Annotated in this window: 13 protein-coding genes, 2 pseudogenes and 2 riboswitches; of the genes and pseudogenes, 5 read left to right on the top strand and 10 right to left on the bottom strand. The window is 62.6% G+C overall.

The window, feature by feature from the left end; genetic code table 11:
* Position 1 precedes the first annotated feature (1 nt).
* Both HV744_RS31235 and HV744_RS31240 read right to left on the bottom strand, forming a co-directional pair.
* The gene (locus tag HV744_RS31235; protein WP_175153190.1) at positions 2-1,618 is read right to left on the bottom strand and encodes a cytochrome ubiquinol oxidase subunit I; all 1,617 of its coding nucleotides are present in this window, start codon (positions 1,616-1,618) and stop codon (positions 2-4) included.
* A gap of 187 nt (positions 1,619-1,805) precedes the next feature.
* Entirely contained in the window at positions 1,806-2,453 is a 648-nt protein-coding gene (locus HV744_RS31240) for an OmpW/AlkL family protein (protein WP_175153191.1), read from the bottom strand.
* A gap of 261 nt (positions 2,454-2,714) precedes the next feature.
* On the opposite strand from HV744_RS31240, the pseudogene HV744_RS31245 reads away from it, so the two are divergent.
* Positions 2,715-3,053 (top strand): annotated as a pseudogene (locus HV744_RS31245) (DDE-type integrase/transposase/recombinase); the annotation flags it as partial.
* A 136-nt stretch (positions 3,054-3,189) separates the two neighbouring features.
* Here the strand turns inward: HV744_RS31245 and HV744_RS31250 are convergent.
* The 8 genes from HV744_RS31250 to HV744_RS31285 all read right to left on the bottom strand — a co-directional run bounded on the left by HV744_RS31250 (position 3,190) and on the right by HV744_RS31285 (position 14,694).
* Positions 3,190-4,101, bottom strand: coding sequence for an ABC transporter ATP-binding protein (locus HV744_RS31250; RefSeq protein WP_175153192.1), 912 nt, complete (start codon positions 4,099-4,101; stop codon positions 3,190-3,192).
* A 57-nt stretch (positions 4,102-4,158) separates the two neighbouring features.
* Complete coding sequence (locus HV744_RS31255) at positions 4,159-5,130, bottom strand: ABC transporter permease (protein WP_175153193.1); 972 nt, start codon at positions 5,128-5,130, stop codon at positions 4,159-4,161.
* 48 nt (positions 5,131-5,178) lie between these two features.
* Positions 5,179-7,011 (bottom strand): allophanate hydrolase, encoded by a 1,833-nt coding sequence (atzF, locus tag HV744_RS31260; protein ID WP_175153194.1) that lies wholly within the window; start codon positions 7,009-7,011, stop codon positions 5,179-5,181.
* A gap of 46 nt (positions 7,012-7,057) precedes the next feature.
* Positions 7,058-10,681 carry an urea carboxylase gene (uca, locus tag HV744_RS31265; RefSeq protein WP_175153195.1) on the bottom strand — a complete coding sequence of 1,208 codons (3,624 nt, stop codon included), beginning with the start codon at positions 10,679-10,681 and terminating at the stop codon, positions 7,058-7,060.
* A 195-nt stretch (positions 10,682-10,876) separates the two neighbouring features.
* Positions 10,877-11,527, bottom strand: a complete 651-nt coding sequence (locus HV744_RS31270) for an urea amidolyase associated protein UAAP2 (protein WP_175153196.1) — start codon at positions 11,525-11,527, stop codon at positions 10,877-10,879.
* Between the two features lie 10 nt (positions 11,528-11,537).
* Entirely contained in the window at positions 11,538-12,299 is a 762-nt protein-coding gene (locus HV744_RS31275) for an urea amidolyase associated protein UAAP1 (RefSeq protein ID WP_175153197.1), read from the bottom strand.
* Positions 12,300-12,354: 55 nt separating this feature from the next.
* Positions 12,355-12,486: riboswitch (guanidine-I (ykkC/yxkD leader) on the bottom strand.
* Between the two features lie 265 nt (positions 12,487-12,751).
* Positions 12,752-13,807: an isopenicillin N synthase family dioxygenase gene (locus tag HV744_RS31280; protein ID WP_175153198.1), complete on the bottom strand. Its 1,056-nt coding sequence runs from the start codon at positions 13,805-13,807 to the stop codon at positions 12,752-12,754.
* Positions 13,804-14,694 carry a sugar phosphate isomerase/epimerase family protein gene (locus tag HV744_RS31285; protein WP_246279279.1) on the bottom strand — a complete coding sequence of 297 codons (891 nt, stop codon included), beginning with the start codon at positions 14,692-14,694 and terminating at the stop codon, positions 13,804-13,806. Before HV744_RS31285 ends, HV744_RS31280 begins: the two co-directional genes overlap by 4 nt.
* A 154-nt stretch (positions 14,695-14,848) precedes the next feature.
* Between HV744_RS31285 and HV744_RS31290 the strand changes: the two genes are divergently transcribed.
* The 4 genes and pseudogenes from HV744_RS31290 to HV744_RS31305 form a co-directional block, all read left to right on the top strand.
* Entirely contained in the window at positions 14,849-15,217 is a 369-nt protein-coding gene (locus HV744_RS31290) for a MarR family transcriptional regulator (RefSeq protein ID WP_175153199.1), read from the top strand.
* 103 nt (positions 15,218-15,320) lie between these two features.
* Positions 15,321-15,445, top strand: a riboswitch (guanidine-I (ykkC/yxkD leader).
* A 152-nt stretch (positions 15,446-15,597) separates the two neighbouring features.
* The gene (locus HV744_RS31295) at positions 15,598-16,620 is read left to right on the top strand and encodes an ABC transporter substrate-binding protein (protein WP_175153200.1); all 1,023 of its coding nucleotides are present in this window, start codon (positions 15,598-15,600) and stop codon (positions 16,618-16,620) included.
* A gap of 60 nt (positions 16,621-16,680) precedes the next feature.
* Positions 16,681-17,463, top strand: a complete 783-nt coding sequence (locus tag HV744_RS31300) for an N-acyl homoserine lactonase family protein (RefSeq protein WP_175153201.1) — start codon at positions 16,681-16,683, stop codon at positions 17,461-17,463.
* Positions 17,464-17,633: 170 nt separating this feature from the next.
* Positions 17,634-17,756, top strand: a pseudogene (locus HV744_RS31305) (IS6 family transposase); the annotation flags it as partial.
* Positions 17,757-17,861 lie beyond the last annotated feature (105 nt).

A 17,861-nucleotide genomic window follows, 5' to 3' on the forward strand; every position in this document is an offset into this window, starting at 1 on the left:
TTTAATGCTCCTGGGGGATCGTCATCGTCGCGGTGGCAAGCTCGCCGCCGAAGGCCGGGTGGGGCTCGTCATGGCCTGCCGTGGTGTCCGGGTGATGGCTCTGGGGTCCCTTGCGAATGAACTTGACCATCAGGAACATTTCAACCGCGATGAAAATCGTGTACAGCAGCACGAAGCCGATCAGCGAGAAGACCATGTAACCGACGCTGTGACTCGAAGCTGACATCCACGTTGGCAGCATGCCGAACACCGTCCACGGCTGGCGGCCGACTTCAGCAGTGACCCAGCCCATTTCGTTGGCGATGAACGGCACAGGGATCATCCACGGCGCAAGCTTGAGAAACCATCTCTGCCGGGCGACGTCGCCGCGCAGCGACAGGATCACCGAGATCACGAAGTAAGCGAGCATCAGCAAGCCACAGGCGACCATGACACGGAACACCCAGAAGATCGTAAACACATTCGGGATTGTGTCTTTCGAGGCCTTTGCGATATCGTCGCCACTCGCCTTCGAGACATCCTGATCAGCCGCATAGCGTTTCACGAGAAAGCCGTAGCCGAGGTCCGCCTTGTGGGCATTGAATTGCGCAAGCGCTGCGGTATTGGTCGGGTCTGCGCTCAGCACCTTGAGCGCTTCCACGGCGGGAATCCCGCTCTTGATCCGTTTAACCGCATCGGCCTCGATCTGGTCGACGCCGGGCACGGTTGCGTCAAACGTATGGGTCAGCAGGGGTGTCAACACGTAAGGAATCTGGATGCTCCAGGCATTACGCTGCTCGCCCTGCACCGGCCAGGTTGCGATATTGAACGGCGCCGGTGCTTTCTCGGTTTGCCACATCGCTTCCATCGCAGCCAGCTTGGACGGCTGCGCATGGCCACCGACGAAGCCGAGCGCGTCGCCCAGGGTGATCACACCGGCAACCGACAGCACGCCAAACAGGCTGGCCATCCGGAAAGAACGCTTCGCAAGTTCCAGGTGACGGCCGCGCAGCATGTAGTACGCGCTGATCCCTGTCACGAAAATCGCCGCGGTGACATACCCAGCGATGCTGGTATGGACAAACTTGGTCTGAGCATCCTCGTTGAAGATCAGGGAGCCGAAGCTGGTCAGCTCCATTCGCATTGTCACCGGGTTGAACGCCGCACCCTGCGGGTTCTGCATGAAGCCGTTGGCAACCAGAATCCACAATGCCGACAGATTCGACCCGAGCGCCACGAGGTAGGTAACGACCAGATGCTTGCCCTTGGACAGGCGCTCCCAGCCAAATATCATCAGGCCGATGAAGGTCGATTCCATGAAGAACGCCATCAGACCTTCGATTGCAAGCGGTGCGCCGAAGATATCACCGACGAAGCCCGAATAGAACGACCAGTTCGTACCGAACTCGAACTCCATCGTCAGGCCGGTAGCGACACCCAGGGCAAAGTTGATCAAAAACAGACCGCTCCAGAATTGGGTGATTTCGCGGTAGATTTTTTTGCCGGTGATCACGTAGACGGTTTCCATTACCGCCAGCATAAAAGTCATCCCCAACGTCAATGGGACGAAAAGATAGTGATAGAGCGCGGTGGCAGCAAACTGCAGCCGCGACAGTTCAACCACGGTGTTGTTAATCATTAGATGCTCCAGCCAAAGCCAATTTGATCGATTGCCAAGACGAGTCCGCAAATGTGGGATTCACACGCATGCCCTACAGAGAGGCTCACGCCAGCCAGTCGGCCATTGTTGTGCGCGCGGAATATGCGTCCGGAGTCGGAGAGAGATGCTTTGCTCGCTGTGCTTGCGTGCCCGCGAATCGCCACCTTCAGAACTTCATGCCGATGCCGACCCCAATCACGGTCGGGTCGATGTGCAACGTGCCCAGCTCAGTATTGCCGAGCGTGGCCTCAGTTCTCATCCAGACCTTCTTGATGTCCGCGTTCAAGAACAGATTTTTCGCGACCTGAATATCGACACCTGCCTGCAGCGCCGGGCCGAAACTGCTATGGGTGATCTGAACGCCCTGACCGCCGACATGGAGGCCATCGTTATAGAAGTACGTATAGTTCAGACCCGCACCGACGTATGGCCGCACGCGCCCCTGGTGGTTGAAGTGGTATTGCAGCAGCAGCGTCGGCGGCAGTACGTTCACGCCGCCAAGTCCGCCAAGACTCGACGTGACCTGATGGCGCGACGTAGCGAGAATCAGCTCGACACCGATGCTATCGCGAATCATGTACGTCAGATCCAGTTCCGGGACGGTCGCATTGTTCACGCCGGCGTTGATCGCCGACAGCGTGCTTCCGCCGCTCGTAGTCACCTCCGGCACGATGCTAATAGACCGCAGGCGCACGAGCACATCGCCCGAGTGGATGCCGTCCATCTGGTCGTCCGCCGCCATGGCCTGCGGCGCCACGAACCATGCACCCAACATGCAGGACACAATGGCTGCTGCCTTAAATCTGTTCTTCATGTTTTCCCCAATTGTCGTTAAACCCGCTTATGGATTATCGAAAGTCTCGCGACATGCTAAGTTGATCGAGGTCAACAACACGAGTGTGTCCCTTGGAACTGCGACAGCGCGTCGCGTAACATGAGTCAGCGCCGGCTTGCGGAGGTGACGCTGGCTGAGGCACTCGAGGGCTTCACCCACTTCGGTACCTTCTTGACAGCGGCTCTGATGTGATGGACGACTCCCGCCGTCTAGCGGGAGTCGTCCATCACATCAGAGCCCGGGCGCGCTCCGCGTGTACTGATCACCGACAAGCTCAAGAGCTACGCGGCAGCAAACAGGGATCTCGGGCTGAAAGTCGAACACCGTCAGCACAAGGGACTGAACAACCGGGCGGAGAATTCGCACCAGCCAACCCGGGTACGCGAAAAGGTAATGCGCCGCTTCAAGTCGGCGCGTCAGCTGCAACGATTCACATCGGTCCACGACCAGGTGGCAAACCTGTTCATGCACTGCCGCTACAACGCGAACGCGCAGCAGAAGCGGCAGGCACGCAACCAGGCCTTCGAAGCATGGGAAACCGAAACTGGCAATCCGATGCTGGATCGCCTTGCCGCGTAAGTTAGTGATCCTTATGTTATGCGCATTCGCCTGCGTGTTCCCCGGCAAGTTGACACTACCGCCTCAGCTGGAAATCCTGTTCTTACTGTAAGTTGCGAGGATTGGGCGATTACCTCCAATGCCCCCTCAATCGCGCTCATTCGACGTTATCGGCGATATGGGTCATGCGAATCATGTGCGGCCGCACGCCGTCGTCCTCGTCTTGCGACGGCACCGGCGGATGAATCAGCGCTTCGAGCCGCGCCTTCGTCGCGACGAACTCGGGCGACGTGACCTGTGAATAGTCGCGAGGACGTGGTACGGGCACTTCGATCAACTCCTGCACCTGCCCCGGATTCGCTCTCAGGACGAGGATGCGGTCCGCGAGAAAGATTGCCTCATCCAGATCGTGCGTGATGAAGAGGATTGTCACGTCGATGTTGCGCCAGATATCGAGCAGATGGTTCTGCATTTTCGTGCGCGTTTGCGCGTCAAGCGCGCCGAACGGCTCGTCCATCAGCAGGATGCGCGGCCGATTCGCGAGCGCGCGCGCGATCGCAACGCGCTGCTTCATGCCGCCCGACAATTGATGCGGATGAACGTCGGCGAACTTCGTGAGGCCCACCATATCGAGCCATTGCAGTGCCTCACGCTCCGCGTGGTCTTTGCTCAAGCCGTTCATGGTCAGGCCGAACATGACGTTCTTCTTCACGGTGAGCCACGGAAACAGCGTATAGCCCTGAAAAACCATGCCGCGATCGGCACCCGGCCCCTCGACCGGCTTGCCGTCCAGCAGCACCTCGCCGCTCGTCGGCCGCTCGAGGCCGGCGAGGATACGAATCAAGGTCGACTTGCCGCAGCCGGAGGGGCCGATCACGCAGACGAACTCGCGCCGATGCGTCTTGAAGTTCAAGCCGTCGAGCGCCGTGTACTCGCCCTGACGCGTCTCAAAGCGTTTTTTCAGGTCGCGAACTTCCAGGATCGTCTCTCGCGCCATCAGGCGCGCAAAGCGCACACGCACGGCTTCAGATTGAATCAGGTAAGAGGGGACCGGTTGAGGATTGAGCATGATGAAGTCCTTGCTACGTGGCGAATCTGGTCGAAATGAAAGAAGCCGACAGGCAGGTCATGCCTTCAGCACACGGTCCCACGAAAACAGCTTGCGACCGATGAAGGCGAGCACGATGTCCGTGCCGAGCCCGATGATGCCGATCATCATGATCGCCGCGTAGACGTTGTCGAAATGCTCGTAGCGCGCCTGCTGCGTGATGTACCAGGTAATGCCCGAACTGGTGCCGACGAGTTCCGCGACGATCAGATAAGTCCATGCCCAGCCGAGCAGGATGCGTTGATCGCGGTACAGATCCGGCAGAATGCCCGGAATCGCCACGTGCGTGAGCAGACGCAGCTTCTTCGTGCCAAGCGTCATCGCGGCCTCGAACAATCCGTAGTCGAGCTTGCGCGCTGTGTTCGCGATGATGAGCACCTGCTGAAAGAGGGTGCCGATCACGATGATGGCGATTTTCGGCGCGTCGTATATGCCGAGTATCGCCACCATCAATGCGCCGAACGCGGGCGCCGGCAGATAGCGGAAGAACTCGAAGAAGGGCTCCTGCAAACGCGCGAACGCGCTGTACGTGCCGCAGATGATGCCGATCGGCACGCCGATCACCGACGAGATGACGAAGCCCCAAAAGATGATCTGGACGCTATGCCAGAGGCTTTGATGGAGCCACACGCCATCATGCGATGCGGGCGGCGTCGTGAACGCCGTATAGAACGCGCGCAGCACCTGATGCGGCGCTGGCAGATACACGGGATTGGCCGGCTCGCCAACAGGCAGCGCGGCATGCTTCGCGTGCGCGTTGGCGAGCTCGTCGGCGAACGTGTCCTTGTCAATGCGCATTCCCACCTGGAAGTAATCGACGCTGCCCGGACTGGTGATCAGCATTTGCGGATGCCAGACGAACGGTATGTAACTGACCACGCACCAAACGAGGAACGGCAGCGCGAACGAGCCGATCCCCAATATCCATTTAGCGCGCTGCGACAACTCGCGGCGCACCCCGAACCATTCCATCCGGCGATTGACTGTCATTGAACCCTCCGTTGCATGCTTTCCTCGCGTATTCATTGCCTGCGCCACTCAGCTCTCGCTCGTCTCGCGGCTCGCGAGATAAGCACGCCACCCGCGGAACGCCGTGATGTCCGTCGCGCCCTCGAGCGCGATGCTTTCGCACAGGAAGCCGTGCACCTGCGCACCGTCGGCAAGCGTCAGCGTACCGATGCCAAGCGGCGCTGGCACCTGCGCGACAAAGCCCCCGAACACCGCGAGCGGCATCTCCCACACCTCGACCTCGATGGCCGCGCCGCCGGCCGGCACCCGCACGAGCCCCGGTTTCGCGACGTTGCCATTCGACGCGGCTGGCAGCGCGTAGAGCCGATAGGCCGGCGCGGTCTCAGTCGTCTCGGCAAGACGCGCGCCGCGCTGAGTCAACTGCCAGTTGAGCGGTTCGCCGCGCAGGTGCGCGCCGACGACGGCAACGCGCACATGGGCCAGCTCACCGGCGGCGGGCGCAACGCGAGGCGCGCAATCGTCTGCCGCCTCGTCAAGCCAGGCGCGAGCCAGGTCAAGCAGCAAGATGTCCTGATGCGCGCGGCCAACGAACGTCACGCCGAACGGCAGGCCCGCATGGGCTCCGGCATCGCATACGCCGGCCGGCACGGCGAGCGCCGACAGATCCAGCAGATTGACGAAGTTCGTGTAGTAGCCGAAACGCGCGTTGACCGCAATCGGATCCGCTTCGAGTTCGTCGACGGTCGCCGTTGTGGGCGAAGTCGGCGTGAGCATCACGTCGATGTGCTGCCACACCATTTCAGCCTGCGTGCGCAATGCGGCAAGCCGATCGAGCGCGGTGAACGCGTCCGCCGCGCTCCAGCGCGCCGCGCCACCGATGATCTCGCGCGTGACAGGAAAAAGCGCGTCCGGCTGCTCCTCGAAGAACGTGCGGATCGCAGCGAGGCGCTCGGCCACGAAAGGCCCTTCATAGAGCAAGCGCGCGGCGGCGAGAAACGGCGCGAAGTCAATTTCGATCAGTTGCGCGCCGGCCGCGCGCAGCCGTGCGAGCGCGGCATCGAAAGCGTGCGCGTACGAATCGTCGCCGAAGAATTCGAGCTGCGCTGCGCGCGGCACGCCGAAGCGCACGCCGCGCAGCGAGCGCACCGGCGCAGGCGAGCCCGATGTCGCCGCGAGGGGCATCCACTCACGCGCATAAGGATCGCCGTCAGCGACACCTCGCGCGACGTCGAACACGCGCTGCGCGTCGTTCGCATTGCACGCGAAAATCGAAACGCAATCGAGCGACTTGCAGGCGGGCACCACCCCGAGCGTGCTCAGCACGCCCTTGGTCGGCTTCAAGCCGACGAGCCCGTGAAAGGCCGCTGGCACGCGGCCCGAGCCCGCGGTGTCCGTGCCGAGCGAAAACGCGGCGACGCCGAGCGCCACCGCCACGGCCGACCCAGAGCTCGAGCCCCCCGACGCATAGCGTGAATCGAGCGCGTTGCGACATGCGCCGTAGGGAGAGCGCTGTCCCGACAGCCCCGTTGCGAACTGGTCGAGATTAGTCTTGCCGACCGGAATGGCGCCGGCCGCGATCAGCCGCTCGACGGCTGCGGCGCTCTTGTCGGGCGTGTAGGCATAGGCCGGGCAGCCGGCCGTCGTCGGGATATGGGCGAGATCGATGTTGTCCTTGATCGCGAACGGGATGCCATAGAGCGGCAGCGAGTCGATATCGCGTGTTTCCAGCGCGGCGAGATACGGCTCGAGCTCCGCCTCGGACAGAAGATGGATGAACAGGTGATAGTCCGCGTTGAGTGCGGCCGCGCGTTCGCGCAGTTCGCCGATCAGACGGCGTGGGGTAGTCGTCCCGGCGCGATAGGCGGCACTAAGCGTCGGCAGATGGAGATCGAATGAAGGCATGGTGGATCCTGAAGAATGGCTCGAATAGGGGTTCATCGCTGAAGCCTCACGCGCGGCCGATTACGACGACGCGCTGCCCCGCCCGCACCGGCGAACCGGGCGCGACGTACACCTCATCGACGATTCCGGCGCACGGTGCAACGACCGAAATCTCCATCTTCATCGACTCGATGACGAGCAGCACGTCGCCGGCTGCGACCTTCGCGCCGCGGTTCACGTGGACCTGCCAGAGATTGCCGGCGATCTCGCTGTCGACCGCTATCTGGTGGTCATCGAGCGGCGTTGTGGCGGTGTCGACGGAGACGGGAGGCTCGAGTGCTTCTTCCACGCTGCCGGCTTCGTGCCAGCGCTGCCGCTCAGCCTGAAACGCGGCCTGTTGCTGCGCGCGGAAACGGTCGATATCGCCGGCTTCGCGTTCGAGAAAGGTCTGGTAGTCGGTCAGCGACAGTTCGGTTTCTTCGATCCGCAACGGGTATCGCCCGAGCGGAAAGTCCGCGCGTATCCGCAGCAGTTCGCCTGCCGGCACTTCGTAAAAGCGGATCTGGTCGAAGAAGCGCAGCAGATACGGCTGGCCAGCAAAATCCGCAGTTTGCCGGAAGCGATTCCACATCTGCAGCGTGCGGCCGACGAACTGGTATCCGCCCGGACCTTCCATGCCGTACACGCACAGATAGGCCCCGCCGATGCCGACCGAATTCTCGGCGGTCCACGTTCGCGCCGGGTTGTACTTTGTCGTCACGAGCCGGTGACGCGGATCGAGGGGCGTCGCAACCGGCGCGCCGAGATAGACATCGCCGAGGCCCATCACGAGATAACTCGCATCGAAGACGATCTCCTTCACTGCCTCGATCGAATCGAGATCGTTGATGCGGCGGATGAACTCCAGATTGCTCGGGCACCACGGAGCGTCCTTGCGCACGGTGGTCATGTATTTGTCGATCGCCAACTGGCATGCCGGGTCGTCCCATGACAGCGGCAAATGCACGATGCGCGAGGGCACGCGCAGGTCCTGCTGGAGCAGGACGCGTTGCCATGTGCTTGCGACAGTCGCGAGCAGCGCGGCAAGCGGCAGGCGTTCCGGCTGGTAATGAATCTGCAGCGAGCGGATGCCGGGCGTGAGGTCGGTCACGCCGTCGATGCCGAGTGCTTCGAGCGACTGCATCAAGGCGTGGCCGCGAAAACGCAATACGAGATCGAGCTCGGCCGGTCCGATTTCTAGCAGCAGGTGCGTATCGCCCGACAGGCGCGCAACCAGCCGTTCGCGATCCGAGCCGATGTCGAACACCACTGGCGAGGCCAGTGCGGGCGTCGCGTCGATGGGCGGGGCTTCGAGCGGCGCGGCGTCTGCATGGGCTTTGAGCGTGGCGGTTTCCGCATGGCGGGCCCGCGCGGCGGCGCGTGCCGTCGCGATATCGACGGGAACAAAGCGCACCTTGTCGCCGGCCTTCAGTTGGCCGATCTGCCAGAGATCCGCTTCGATGATCGTGACCGGGCACACGAAGCCGCCGAGACTCGGGCCGTCGGGGCCGAGGATCACGGGCATGTCGCCGGTGAAGTCGATCGCGCCCACCGCATACGGGTTGTCGTGAATGTTCGACGGATGCAGACCCGCTTCGCCGCCATCTTCACGTGTCCATTCGGGTTTCGGGCCGATCAGGCGGACGCCCGTGCGGCTCGAATTGAAGTGAGTCTCCCATTCGGTGGCAAAAAAGCGATCGATGTAGGCGGCGCTGAAATATTCCGGCGCGCCGTGCGGGCCATAGATGACCCGCAGCACGCGCACGTCCCGCAGTTGTGGCGTGAGCGGCTCGGGCAACACCGCGCCCGCCGTGCGGTCGGTCAACGGTTGAAGGTGCAGCACGTCGCCGGCACGCAGCGCGCGGCCGCCGTGCCCGCCGAACTGACCGAGCGTGAATGTGCTTCTGCTGCCGAGATACTGCGCGACATCGAGTCCGCCGCGCACGCTGAGATACGCGCGCGCGCCGGCGCCGCGGATCGTACCCAGCGCGAGCGTTGCGCCGGCTGCGATGAAAAGCGCCGTGTCCATGGGCTGGGCGATATCGTCGACGGTAACCGGCAACGCCGCGCCTGTGATGGCGACGACCGCGTCCGTATTGAAGCGCAGCGTCGGGCCGCTCATGGTGATTTCGAGCGCGGCAGCGGAGGTTTCGTTGCCGAGCAGGCGATTGCCGAGTCGCAACGCGCGGTCGTCCATCGGACCCGACGGCGGGATACCGACCGCCCAGTAACCGAGCCGCCCCGGATAATCCTGGATGGTCGTCTGCGTGCCGCCGCCCAGCACCTCGAGAGTGGTGGCGTGATAGCGCAGGCCGTCGAGACAGCGCGTCCATGGCTCGCCGCTTGCGAACGGCGTGTCATCGAGGACCTGCCGCAGATAGTCACGATTCGTCTCGACGCCATACAGACGCGTTTCGCCCAGCGCGTCACCGAGCGCGCGGCGCGCGTCATCGCGGGTAGGCGACCACGCGATCAGCTTCGCCAGCATCGGGTCGAAGTACGGCGGCACTTCGCAACCCGCTTCAATCCAGGTGTCGATACGCAGCGTGCGGCCATCGGCGGCCGGGAATGCGACGTCCGTCAGCAGACCTGGGCTTGGCTTGAAATCGCGGCCCGGATCCTCGGCATAGAGCCGCGCCTGGATTGCGTGGCCCGAAGGGCGCAAGCCGCGTACGAGCGTATCGAGCGGCGCCAGCGTACCGGCTGCGAGTTCGATCATCCAGCGCACCAGATCGACGCCCCAGACCTGCTCCGTCACGCCGTGCTCGACCTGCAGACGCGTGTTGACTTCGAGAAAATAGAAGCGCTGTGCGAGGCTGTCGTAGACAAATTCGACGGTTCCCGCCGAGCGGTAGCTGACCGCCTTCGCCAGCAGAATCGCGGCGTCGCAGAGCGCATCGGCCATGCCTTCGGGCAGGTTCGGCGCGGGCGTCTCCTCCAGTACCTTCTGGTTGCGCCGCTGCACGGAACAGTCGCGCACACCGAGGGCGATGGCCTCGCCTTTGCCGTCGCCGAAGATCTGCACTTCGAGGTGACGCGCGCGCTCGATGTATTTTTCGAGGAACACGCCCGCGTCGCTGAAGTTGTTCTGACCGAGGCGCTTCACGACATCGAACTGCGAGCTCAGTTCGTCGGTCGAGCGGCACACGCGCATGCCGATGCCGCCACCGCCCGCGGTACTTTTCAGCATCACCGGGTAACCGATGCGTTCTGCCGCATCCAGGGCTGCAGGAAGGTCGTCGAGCAGCCCCGTGCCCTCCAGCATCGGCACGCCCTGAGTGGCAGCAATCGCGCGTGCGGTGTGTTTGAGTCCGAACGCACGAAGCTGCTCGGGTGTGGGTCCAATGAAGGCGATGCCGGCCGCTTCACACGCTTCGGCAAAGGCCGCGTTCTCCGACAGGAAGCCGTACCCGGGGTGAATCGCCTGCACGCGTTCGGCGCGCGCAACGCCGAGGATCTTGCCGACGTCGAGATAGGTCGCGCCGGCTGCGCCTTCGCCGAGACTGTGTGCCGAGGCGGCTTCGGTGACATGCCGGCTCGCGCGATCGGCTTCGCTATAGACCGCGACACCCGCAACTTCGAGTTCGCGCAACGTGCGCAGAATGCGGCAGGCAATCGCGCCGCGATTGGCAATGAGGACTTTCTCGAACATGAGAGGACGTGTTAGGCATGGGCGGGCCGTCCCGCCACGTGGGCATGCACGCCGTGGTCGTCCACGGCATGTCAGCGATGAGGCTGTCTGGCGTTTAGCGCTTCACGGAGGCGTGCGATGTCGCGCAACGATGAATCGGGAAATAGCATTCCGACCGAACCCGCAGCACGTCGTAAATCCAGTCGCGCAAGGTCGTCAGTTCCATATCAGCAGCTCCGCGGGCGTCGGGTTGTAGGCGTTGCACGGATTGTTCAGTTGCGGGCAGTTCGAGATCAGCACGATCACATCCATGTCGGCGCGCATCTCGACGTACTTTCCGGGCGCCGAGATGCCGTCCTCAAACGTCAGGCCGCCGCTTGCTGTCACCGGCACGTTCATGAAGAAGTTGACGTTGCTCACGATGTCGCGCTTCGTCAGTCCCACGCCCACCCCGCAGGTGCAATGAGTGACGGCGTGCAGAAAACTGTCGCGGCAACTGTGCATGTAGCGCTTCTCGAGCGCGTAGCGAACCATGTTGCTTTCGGCTGCGCATGCGCCGCCGAGCGTGTCGTGGCGGCCGCAGGTATCCGCGACGATCGTCAGCATCGGATTGCCGAGGTTCGACGTGAGCACGCTGCCTGCGGACAGATACAGATTGCGTTGCACGCGAATCGTGTCCTGTGCACTGTAGCGCTCGAGCGGATCGGCGCTGTTATAGAACAGCGTATCGACGGCCTGGTTGCCTTCGAGATCGAGAATGCGAAACACCTGTCCTCGCTTCACTTCGTGAATCCAGGGCTCGCCGGCGGGCAGCGTGAAATGGTAGATCGCGTCACGCGGATCCAATTGGCTTTCGACGATGGGCATCGCGGTCTCCTTAAACAAACAGACGCTCGGTATTGACAAAGCCGCGCTCGTTCTCCGCGCAGGACGAACGGCATGGGTCGTCGGCCGGTACGCGATCGTCGACCGAATAGGCACGGTAGGCGATCAGCTTGACGGGCTTTGGCTGGTACTTGGGGCTCGGGTCGAATGGATGAGGCGCGCTCGAAAACGCGGCGAGCGTATTCATCTCGAAGCGCAGATCGAATGCGTCGCCCGCACGCGAATGGTCCGGCGCGAACGTGAGCGAGCCGTCCTCGGCAGCATCGAGCTTGCTGAAGAAATTGACATTCGCAACGAGGTCGCGAGCGCCCAGCCCGTATTTCGCCAGCTCGACGAGCAGGCTGTCGCGCCCGTTGCGGATCATCTCGTTGCGGTGCTCCTGATAGCGCGCCGAGCCGTACTTCGTCGCGAACAACCCCGCATCGCCCACGCCGCCGACCGGATCGTGCCAGCCCAAAGTGTCAGCGGTGATCGACGCGATTACGCGGCCCATGTCCGAATACAGCACGACACCGCGCGTGAAACGCGCCGTGTGCTGCGCCTTGAGCGTGTCGGCCATGTTGTATCGCTCGAGCGGATCCTCCTGGCGATAAAAGAGCGCGGCGAGATTCGCGCCGCCTTCAAGATCGACGACACGCAGCGCGAGCCCGCGTCGTAAGACACCGGACCAGTGTGTGCCGGCGGGCAGCACTGTTTCCCACAGCACGTGCGGGATAGGCGGAAGGTCAAAGTCGACTGAAGGGTTCGACTGCATGGAGGCTCCTCTTAACGATTGGATCAGCATGAGAGGGGCGATAGACGAAATCGCGTCCTCCCGGGCTTTTATCCCTCCGTGGAGCCTCGCCGACGCCTTGCAAGCAAGATTGGGGGCAAGACCGGACCGCTCTCGGACCAGGCATCGCCCATGAAGCAAGGCGACCGGAACCCTAGCGATCCTGAAGATGATGCAAATTGCTTCGCACCTCTCGCGGGGAAATTAAGCGAGAACTGTGCCAGCAGTCGTCAGCGTGGCGCGAAGTCATGTCGGAAAGGCGGCGCGAGCGACACGGCCCGACCGCACGTGATGCACCTGAACCGTGGCATGCTGCCCGCAGCGTTCGTGCGCACGATTTTCGCGCACAAACGCCCCATGCATGGGCAGCACGTGAGCAAAGACAGTGCGATGGCACGGCCTTGCCGACGCCGGTACTGTCCATCCGGCTCGCCTCACTGCGCCGACTGATCTGCCCGCATCTCTCTCCCGAAACTCGCCGGCGTCCTCGATCCTTCCGGCAACGTCAGTTCGCCGCGCGCTACACGCCGCCGCAGATACTCGAAGGTCTGCGCGGTCTGCGCAAACAGATGCTCCCCCGCTGTGAGCGGCTCGTATCGCGCCACGACCTCGGGCGTCGAGAACTGCGGCAGCGGCGCGACCTGGGTCCGATAGTCGCAAGCGAAGAAGAGCGGAAATGAATATCGCTCTTGCGCGACTTTGCGCACGCGGTGCGTGGTGGCGACATAGGTACCGCCGGTCCACGTCTCCAACATGTCACCGATGTTCACGACGAACGCATCCTCGAGCGGCGGCGCATCGATCCACTGCCCCGCTCCGTTCATCACTTCGAGCCCGGGGGCGGTCGGCAAGAGGATCGTGAAGCATTCGTAGTCAGTATGGGCACCGATGCCTAGGCGATCGTCGGCCGACGCGTCATAGGGATAGTGGACCAGTCGTAATTGACTTGGCGGCTTCGTCAGATAAGCGTCGAAGTAAAACTCGGGCAAGCCGAGGGCAAGCGCAACACCACGAAACATCACACATCCGAGAGCAAACGCCTCTTCGTAATACCGGCTCACCGCTTCGCGAAAGCCCGGCTGCTCCGGCCACACGTTCGGCCCAAGCATTGGCGTACTGCACGCCACATCGGGATCGTCAAGCGGCAAGTCGCGGCCCGTGTCGAATGCTTCCTTCCTGTCGCGCGCGCCGCCCGCGAACACCTCCTCGCCTTCGGGAACATAGCCGCGGTGCGCTCTTGAGCGGCCGATGTAGTAGCGCATCTTCCACTCTTGCGGCGACGCAAAGAAGCGCCGAGCCTCCTCAACGAGCGCCGCGCGCAATTCGCGCGCGACGCGATGGCCGGTCACGTAAAAGAAACCCGCTTCCCGCGCCGCCAAATCGAGTTCGCGCGCGCTCGCAATGCGCTCGCTCAGGTCATCGCTGTAGAGTCCGCTCACGTCGACGATCGGAAGTCGATCAAACGTGGCATGGTGATGAGTCTGGCTCATGACTCCGCCCTCGTGCTAGGCACGCTCGCCGTATCCTGCGCCGACCGATCGAGAAACTCCGCGAAATGACCGCGTGCCTGCCCGCCCATCCAGGTATTGACCTCCCACAGGTCCGCGACGGGCGCATTCGTGAAAGGAAGCGTGTGGAGATAGCCGTCGGGACCGAACTCGGGCGTCATCGTCGTCACCGCGTAGCCGGCGGCGACTTGCGCTGTCCAGAGCGCCTCCCAGATCCGCAGATGAGACTGCAGGCAATCGGCGTATTCGGGCGCGGCGGGATGCGGCACCTGCGGACCTTGCGGATAGCCAATCCGTCCGTGAATGTGGTGCGCGTGGGGCGCGATCTCCGCGAGAGCATCCCATTCGCTGTCGAGCAGCCGCTCGCACACCACGACCCAGTGACTGAAGTCGCACGTCAGCCTGAGTTGCGGCACCGCGCGCACAACGTCGCGCGTGATCCACGGGTTAAAGAGCGAGCGGCTTCGGTGTGTCTCGAAGCTGCAGATTACATCGTGCCGCGCGGCCAGTTCGACGGCACGCGAGAAAAAGTCGATCTGCGTCTCAGCCGGCCACGCATCGCAGCCGGCGATCACGCTGAAAAAGCGAGGCTTGAGCGGCTTGCCCAAGACGATCTTCGCCTCCAGATCGTGCAAATGCTGGGCAGGCGTTGCCGAACGCTCTGGCACATAGCTGCCTGCAGTCGTGATCTCGGCGATGAACGCGAGATGCTCATCTGCGATCGCGGATGCAAATGCTTCGCGCTGAGCCGCATCGGCAGGCACCTGCGCCTCGATGCCGTCAAAACCGGCCGTCCGCACCAACGGCGCAGCTTCGCGTGGCCCTGCCCCATAGCCCCAGAACGTCTTGAATAGTTCGAACTTCATCATCGCCCCATTACATGTAAAATTGCACGCAATAATACATTCGAATGGGTGGGCGTCAATATGCTGACGATGAACCGGCGCGGCTCGCCCAGGCTGCGCACGATTTCCGGGCTCGCGCGCACGAAAACCGCGCATCTTTGCTCATAGTGGTGAATCGATGAAGAAGAAAATCAGCCGCGCCAAAGCGCAAGCCGTGGCGCGCGCGATTCTCGACATGGACTTCCAGTGGTCCGCTCACTTCGGCGATTTGGGTTTGAGCGACCTCAACTACAGCGATCTGTTCTGTCAGATGTGGGCGGACGAACAGGCCTCTTTTCCGAAGACGGCGCTCTACGGCTTCATGCCCGGTATCAGCCGCCGCACCGCCGTCAGCTACGTCCAGGACCTGATCGATCAGGGTTGGCTGCTTCAGACGGGCGCCAAGGACGACCGCCGTATCAAGTATGTGCGACTCGCGCCCATGATCGAGGAACGGCTCGAGCGGTTCCTCGCATTCGTACATCAGCGTTTTGGCGCGCTCGAGTGAATCGACAGCGACCGTTCGCACTGTTCGACACGACGATGCGAAAACCGCATGCGCCTGGCATGGTTCTCGCATAGCCTTGCGCGAGAGGTGCGGCGGAGTCGCATCTTAGGGGTGCTAGGGTTCCGGTTCGCGAGAACGTCTGGTCCGAGAGCAGCCCGGTGCGCCGTGGCGATTGGCTTAAAGCTGATCTGGCGGCTCATTACACGGCGGGACAAAAGCCCGGGAGATTGTGGTGGTAGCGACAGCTACCTGCGCCTCTCCATGGCCGGCTTTGCGTCTTCCGTGTCCCGCAGGAACCGGTCATGTTGTGGGCCCGTGCACGTCATGTCGCACGAGCCGCTTAGACAACTCAATCCTCACCGGTCTCCTGGAGTCCATCGATGAAAAAAATCAAATCCGCTCTTACCGAAATTGCGCCGTCGCGTCTTGTGCGCCGCACGTTCGCGGGCATCGCGACCGCGCTCGCAATCGGCGCCGCCGTGCCTGCGCAGGCCGCCGCGCCGCTGAAGATCGGCTACAGCGACTGGCCCGGCTACGTCGCCTTCCAGATCGCTATCGACAAGGGCTGGTTCAAGCAAGCCGGGGTCGACGTCGACTTCGAATGGTTCGATTACTCGGCATCGCTCGACGCCTTCTCGGCGGGCAAGCTCGACGCGGTGGGCACGACCAACGGCGATGCGCTCGTGACCGGGGCAAGTGGCGCGAGAAACGTGATGATCCTGTTGACGGACTACTCGAGCGGCAACGACATGATCGTCGCGAAGCCGGGCACGAAATCGGTCGAAGCGCTCAAGGGCAAGAAGATCGGCGTTGAAGTCGGTCTCGTCGACCACCTGCTGCTCGACACCGCACTCGAAAAGCACGGCATGAAGGAAGCGGACGTGACGCTTGTAAATGCGAAGACCAACGAACTGCCGCAGGTGCTGGGCTCGTCCAGCGACATCGCGGCGGTCGCACTCTGGCAGCCGAACGCGAGTGAAGCGCTCAAGCGCGTGCCCGGCTCGCGCCCGATCTTCACCTCGGCCAATGCCCCGGGTCTCATTTACGACGTGTTTACCGTCAACCCGGCGAGCGTCGCCGCGCGTCGCGCAGATTGGGAGAAAGTGATCGGCGTCTGGTACCGTTGCGTTGCCTACATCAACGATCCGAAGACGCAACCGGACGCGCTGAAGATCATGTCCGCGCGTGTCGGTCTCACGCCCGAGCAATATCTTCCCTTGCTCAAAGGCACACAACTGCTCGATGCCGCGGCCGCGAAGAAAGCGTTCGGCAAGGGCCCAGGCCTCGACTCGCTCTACGGTTCGAGCGAGAACGCGGACAAGTTCAACGTGCGCAACGCCGTCTACAAACAGCAGCAGGACGTGAACAACTATATCGATCCGTCGCTGACCGCAGCACGCTAAGTGATAAGTCGCATCGCGCCTCCCAGCGCGATGCGACTTGCCAAGAGCAGGAGCAAACTGATGACACAGGTTTTGCGGCTATGGCCCCTCCTAAGCGCGATGCACCGTTACGACAAGTCGATATCGACACGCAATCGCGGCATCGGCACCGACATCGACGCCCCGATCCTTGCGTACCTGATCGAGACGCGAAACGGACGCATCCTTTACGACGTCGGCTGCGACTACCTCAAGATCGCGGACCCGGCGCTGCGCAAGCGCTACTACGAGTGCGGCGCCGCCCCGATGCCGGCGCCTCAGATGATCGAGGAGCAGCGCATTCCGAACCATTTGGCACGGCTCGGACTGCAGCCGTCGGACATCGACGTGGTGATGATCGGCCATCTGCATTTCGATCACGCAGGCGGCCTGTGCGAGGTGTGCGGCTCGGACATCCACGTGCATGCGGATGAGCTCGAGGCAGCGCGCGCGCAAGCGGATCTCGCCTACTTCCAGGACGACTTCAGTGGCGACTATCGTTGGCGAACGCAGCGCGACGAGTACGACGTGGCGCCCGGCGTACGCACAATCAACACGCCCGGCCATACCGCGGGCCACATGTCGCTGTGGATCGAGCTACCGCGCGGCAGGCCCGTGATACTCGCGGGCGACGCGGCCGACCTGACCGAGAACATCGACGACGAGGTGGCGCCTGGCGTCTGCTGGAACGATCGAGAAGATCTCGCCCTCATGAGCATTCGCAAGCTGAAAGCGCTCGCGGCGCAGACTGGCGCCACGATCTGGCCGAATCACGACATCGCGTTCTGGCACACGTTGGCGCGCGGACCGGCCTGGTGTGCGTGAGAGACCACGCAGCTAGGCGCTGATCCTGCAGATGGCGCCGCTTCGTCGATTCGCAACAGTCGACCCACGTTTGCGCTGACGGGCTTTGTTCGGAAGGGTCCGAATTTGGTTCCGTCGCAATAGCGGAGGCTGGTATGCTGCGGAACCTTACAGAAATGATGTGAACGACAATGAAAGCGCTGAGTCCGGCGGTAGCCAAGGTGCTGAAGCGGTTGCACTATCCGGTTGAGATCATGTTGGTGTGCGTGCGTTGGTACGTGGCCTACCCGCTGAGCTTGCGCAATCTCGAAGAATGATATGAACGCCTCCCACCCGTGAGCGGTGGAAGCGAAGAAGGAAGGTGGACCCTCACGGGCCGACGGCATCAAAGTGCCCAAGGTGGAAGATCATGCAGATCT

This window comes from Paraburkholderia ultramafica, from assembly GCF_902859915.1.
GTDB classification, from domain to species: Bacteria; Pseudomonadota; Gammaproteobacteria; order Burkholderiales; family Burkholderiaceae; genus Paraburkholderia; species Paraburkholderia ultramafica.